This is a genomic window from Streptomyces sp. NPDC054863 (assembly GCF_053610825.1).
Genome location: NZ_JBSGZD010000416.1, coordinates 1 through 5,216, shown reverse-complemented (window position 1 = coordinate 5,216; position 5,216 = coordinate 1). Strand labels below are relative to the sequence as shown.

Annotated in this window: 3 protein-coding genes and 1 pseudogene; all 4 read left to right on the top strand. The window is 74.1% G+C overall.

Translation table 11 applies throughout. The features are described 5' to 3' along the window. Positions 1 to 115 precede the first annotated feature (115 nt). Positions 116 to 853 carry a GntR family transcriptional regulator gene (locus ACWGIG_RS36680; protein ID WP_453326047.1) on the top strand — a complete coding sequence of 246 codons (738 nt, stop codon included), beginning with the start codon at positions 116 to 118 and terminating at the stop codon, positions 851 to 853. Between the two features lie 285 nt (positions 854 to 1,138). Beyond that, a complete protein-coding gene (locus ACWGIG_RS36675) occupies positions 1,139 to 2,665 on the top strand; it encodes a hypothetical protein (protein ID WP_453326046.1) in 1,527 nt (508 codons plus the stop codon). 196 nt (positions 2,666 to 2,861) lie between these two features. Then, positions 2,862 to 3,755: a hypothetical protein gene (locus tag ACWGIG_RS36670; RefSeq protein ID WP_453326045.1), complete on the top strand. Its 894-nt coding sequence runs from the start codon at positions 2,862 to 2,864 to the stop codon at positions 3,753 to 3,755. A 33-nt stretch (positions 3,756 to 3,788) separates the two neighbouring features. Continuing rightward, a pseudogene (locus ACWGIG_RS36665) lies at positions 3,789 to 5,216 on the top strand (hypothetical protein); the annotation flags it as partial.

The window sequence follows — 5,216 nt, the reverse complement described above, 5'->3', positions numbered from 1 at the left end:
CCCGGGCACACCGCCCTCCCCGGCGACACCCTCCTCCGCGATCTTGTGGTGCGTACTGCTTCTACGATGGGCGGCACAGCCGGACGCGCGCTCCGGGCCGAGGAGTTGGGGTGCTGTGGTGACGACGGGGGCCGAAGTCGGCGGGCTGGCGGACGACCGCCTGCTGCTGGGACGCACCAGCACGGCGGAACGGGTCGCGGACATCCTGCGCACCCGCATCGCCGAGGGTTTCTTCCCGCCCGGGGAACGGCTCTCCGAGGACAGCATCGGCAAGGCGCTCGGCGTCTCCCGCAACACCCTGCGCGAGTCGTTCCGGCTGCTCACCCACGAGCGGCTGCTCGTCCACGAGCTCAACCGGGGCGTCTTCGTCAGGGTGCTCGCCGTGGCGGACGTCGAGGACATCTACCGCACCCGCCGCCTCGTGGAGTGCGCGGTCGTACGCAACCTCGCCGCGCCCCCCTTCGCGGTCGAGGCGCTCGACACCGTGGTCACCGGGGGCGAGAAGGCCGCAGCCGCCGGCGACTGGCCGCGCGTGTCCACCGCCAACATCCACTTCCACCGCGAGCTGGTCGCCCTCGCCGGCAGCCCCCGCACCGACGAGCTGATGCGCGGCGTCCTCGCCGAACTGCGGCTGGCCTTCCACGTGGTGTCCGACCCGCAGCGGCTGCACCAGCCCTACCTCGTACGGAACCGGGAGATCGTGGCCGCGCTGGCCGCCGGCGACCGCGTGCGCGCCGAGGGCCTCCTGGCGGACTACCTCGACGACTCGCGCGGCCTGCTCGTCGACCTGTACGCCGCATGCATCGGGAGCGGCAACTGGACCCCGAGCGTCCCCACCCGCGGCAGGTTCTGAGCGTCCGGCACGGCAGGTCCCGAGCGTCCGGCAGGGCTGTTCCCGAGCGTCCGGCAGGGCTGTTCCCGCTGCCGCCCGTGGCCGTTCCCGAGCGTCTCCCGCGGCCGTTCCCGAGCGCCTCCCACGGCTGTTCCCGAATGCGGCCCGCTGCTGTTTCCGAGTGCCCCGGGCCCGACCCCGGCGGCCCTCGGGCCGGGCTCCGTGAGCGGGCTGCCACCCCCGGGGCAAGCGTTCCCATCTGGGCCGTTTCGACCGTTGTCAGTGCGAGGACCTAATCTGTGCCACGTGACTTCGCCTGCCTCGACGGAATTCGTTCCGCCCCAGCTCAGCGCGGGGCCGCGGCCCGCCCAGGGCCCGGCCGCCGACGAAGGGCTCGCGCGGCGCCTTCGTGCGCTCGCCTGCACCGCCCCGCTGCACGACCTCGACGTGCGCAAGGCGAACCTCGCGGGCGAGTACACGGTCTACGCGATGGCCGAGGTCGCCCTCGCCGCCATCGACCTGATCACGCTCAACATGGACTTCGACACCGGCGCCGACCACGAGCGACTCGTCTCCCGGCTGCTGCCGCGCGTGGCCGCCCAGGCCCCCCGCCGCCCGGCCGCCGAGCACGAGCGCGTCGCCCGCTGGGTCCTGGAGAACCTGATCAACGTCGGCAGCGTCGACCGCGGCTTCCGCGCCGTCTACGGCACCTTCGGCACCGATGGTGTGTACACCCGCCGTGACTACGACTTCAAGCTCGTCGAGGAAGTCGCCGGATACGGCGGCGGGGTCTTCCTGCGCACCACCGACGAAGCGGTCAACGTACTCGTCGGCGCCCTGGACACCGATGTCACCAGCGCCCAGATCGCCGCCGAGGTCAAGCTGGAGGTCCTGATCAGCCGGGGCCGCCTCGCCGACGCCCAGCTCGCCGCCGAGCAGGCCCGCTACCGCACCGTCCAGTACGCCGAGACGCTGCGCCGCACCCTCGAAGCCACCCGGCGCAACGTCCGCGCGGTCGACTGGCTCCACGCCGTCCCCGACATGATCGCCGAGGCCCTCGACCACGTCGCCGACCGCTACCGCCACGAGAACGCGATCCTCACCAACATCCGCAAGGCCCGCGACGAGTCCGAGGACCCCGAGCAGAAGCGCCGCGCCGCCGAGCTCGTCGACATCGTCAAGGACTGCATCCGCCGCCACACCCAGCTCCAGTCCCGCCTCCTGGAGGCCGGACCGCTGTTCCGCGCCGAGCAGGACCGCCAGGCGTTCGCGCCGACGTCCGCGCACTCCGGACTCGACCTGTACGGCCAGCTCGTCGCGCCCGTACTGCCGCTGCCTCTTGAGGAGGCGGTCCGCGTCACCGACGCCTTCTTCGCCCACGGCGCGGGCCTGCGCACCCCCGTCTCGGTGCGGGTCGGCGACCTCGTCGACATACTGCTCACCCCGCCCCTGGAGCGCGAGCACCTGGGCGCCGAGATGCCCGAGCCCGACCTCATCGCCACCCCGGACGACAGCCGCTTCAGCGAGGAGCAGCTCGCCGACGCCATGGAGCTGCTCGACCTCCCGCACGACGCACCCCGGCGGCTGTCCGGGCTGCTCGCCGAGGCCCGCAAGCGCGACGCCGATTTGCCGTACCTGGTCGCGCTGCTCGCCGTGCACGCCGCGAGCCCGCCCGTCGGCACCGCGTACCGGCAGGGCGAGGAGCGGCTGCTGTTCGCGGTCGACGACGGCATGCAGCTGGACGACCCGGAGTTCGGCGGCGCCGACCTCATCGTGGGCACCGCGCTGCTGGACGCGGCGGGCATGGCCTCGGGACGGGCGGAGGCGTCATGAGACACCTGGGGCGCAGCCCCCTTGCGCTCCGCAGCCCCCTTGGGCGACGGGGCCGCCCCAAGGAGGCGGAACGGACGGGCAAGGGGGCTGCCCCCGACGGAGTCGCACCCGCCGCTGCGGCCCCACCCCGACACCCCGCCCCCACGAGGGCCCCCGCCACCCCCGTACCCCCCACCAAAGCCAAGGAGCACCACCCGTGATCGACCCCCACGCCGAACCCCCCGCGTGGAGCAGCGACCCCGTCGACACGGCTCCCCCCGCTCCCGCCCCCATCACCCCCGCCGACGCGGCCGACGCCGCCCGGCTGGTCTCCTTCGGGCTCCAGCCCAAGCTGCTCCCCGCCCGCGACGCCGAGTACGCCGAACTGCTGCGCCGCTACCGCGAAGAGGCCTCCTTCGCCCGGCTCGCCGACGCCGTCGCCACCGGCCTCGGCCTCGTCGTGCTCGAAGTCTCCACGCGCGCCGGAATGGCCGTCTCCGCCGACGAGGACTCCGTCTTCGCCGTCCGCATGGGCGACTACGCCCGCCGCGCGTCGGCCGAGTCCGCCGACCGCTTCCTGCACGGCCTCGCCCACCTCGCCGTCGCCGCCATGGCCTTCCCGCGCCCCGAGGACCTCGCCGACGACGGGTACATCGGCCGGCTCACCGTCAACGGCGTCGACGCCTTCGTACGGCAGGCCTGCCGCCGCCTGGAGGAGCGCGCCGAAGAGGCCGGGGAGAACACCGACCCCGCCACCGAGGCCCCGGGACTGGAGTCCGCCTGGCGGATCTACTCCCGGCGCAGCGCCACCGGCGCCACCAAGGACGCCCGCCGCCTCGCCGGTTCCACCACCGGCATCGTCGGCAAGGCCGCCGCCTTCCTCACCGACTCCGGCTTCCTGCAGCGCACCGGCGACGACGCGGGCGGCTCCTACCGCACCACCGCCCGCTACCAGCTCCAGGTCCGCGACATGGCGGGCAGCGCCGCCATGGCCGAACTGCTCGAACTCGGCATCGTCCCCGTCACGGACGGCACGGCGACGCTCGTGCCGCCGTCCGACGCCGACGACCTCGACCTGGCAGCCGACGCCGGCCTGCCCTTCCACGCGTAAATCCACCGCGACAACGACTGAGAGCCCGCCCCCATGTACGAGTTGTCCCGGGTCCGCCTCTACTCCATCGGACCCGCAGGTGCGCGCTACGCCGACACCGTGCTCGACCTGCGCGGGGTAGGCGCCCCCGTGCCCCACCCCCCCCCCGCCCAGGCCGAGTTCTTCGAGGTCGAGCCGGTCGGACCGCCCCGGCGTCCCGCGCCCGCCGGCGTCCTCTTCCTGGAGAACGGCGGCGGCAAGTCCGTCCTCCTCAAGCTGATCTTCTCGGTCATGCTGCCGGGCCACCGCAACACCCTCGGCGGCGCCAGCTCCGGCGTGCTCCGCAAGTTCCTGCTCGCCGACGACTGCGGGCACGTCGCCCTGGAGTGGCAGCACACCCTCACCGGCGAGTGCGTCGTCGTCGGCAAGGTCAGCGAGTGGCGCGGGCGGCAGGTCTCGGGCGACCCCCGCAAGTTCGCCGAGGCCTGGTACTCCTTCCGGCCGGGCCCCGGGCTGAGCCTCGACTCACTGCCGGTCGCCGAGTCCACCGCCGTACGGCGCCCTCTTGAGGGAGCGTCGGGCGCCCAGGGGCGCCGCCGCACCATGAAGGGCTTCCGGGACGCGATCACCGAGGCGGGCAAGGCGTACCCGCACCTCGACATCCACTGGGAAGAGATCCACGACCGCTGGAACGAGCACCTCGGCGAGCTCGGCCTCGACCCCGAACTCTTCCGCTACCAGCGCGAGATGAACGCGGACGAGGGCGAGGCCGCAGGACTCTTCGCGGTGAAGAAGGACTCCGACTTCACCGATCTCCTGCTGCGCGCCGTCACCGACACCCGCGACACCGACGGCCTCGCCGACCTCGTCCACGGCTTCGGCAACAAACTGGGCCGCCGCGCCGAGCTGATGGCCGAGCGCGACTTCACCGCAGGATCCGTCGACCTCCTCGGCCGCATCGTCGACGCCGCAGCCACCCGGGGGCGTGCCCGCGACATCCACAACGGCGCGGAGCGGCGCACCCGCACCCTGTCCCGGCGGCTGTCCGCCCGCGCCGCCGAGGAACGCGGCCGTACGGCAGAACTCGCCCAGCAGGTCGCCTCCGCCGCGCACACCGTCACCGAGGCCGAGACCGCACGCGGCCACAGCGCGCTGATCTCCGCCGAACTCGCCTACCGGCACGCCTCGCTGGCCCTCGCCGCCGCCGAGAAGGGCGCCGCCGCCCAGCGCCGCGAGCTCGCCGACGCCCGCACCCTGCACTCCGCCTGGCAGGCCGCCGAAGCGGTACTGCGCCACCGCGCCGCCGCCGACCGCTCCGCGCGTGTGGCCGTCGCCATCCGCGACGCCGAGCGCGACGCGGCCCCCGCGCTCGCCGCCCGGGCCACCGCCGCCATCGACCTCGTACGCGCGCTGCACAGCGCGGCCGAGGACGGCGAGCGGGTGGCAGCAGAGCAGGAGGAGCGGTCCGCCGCCCTCCAGGAG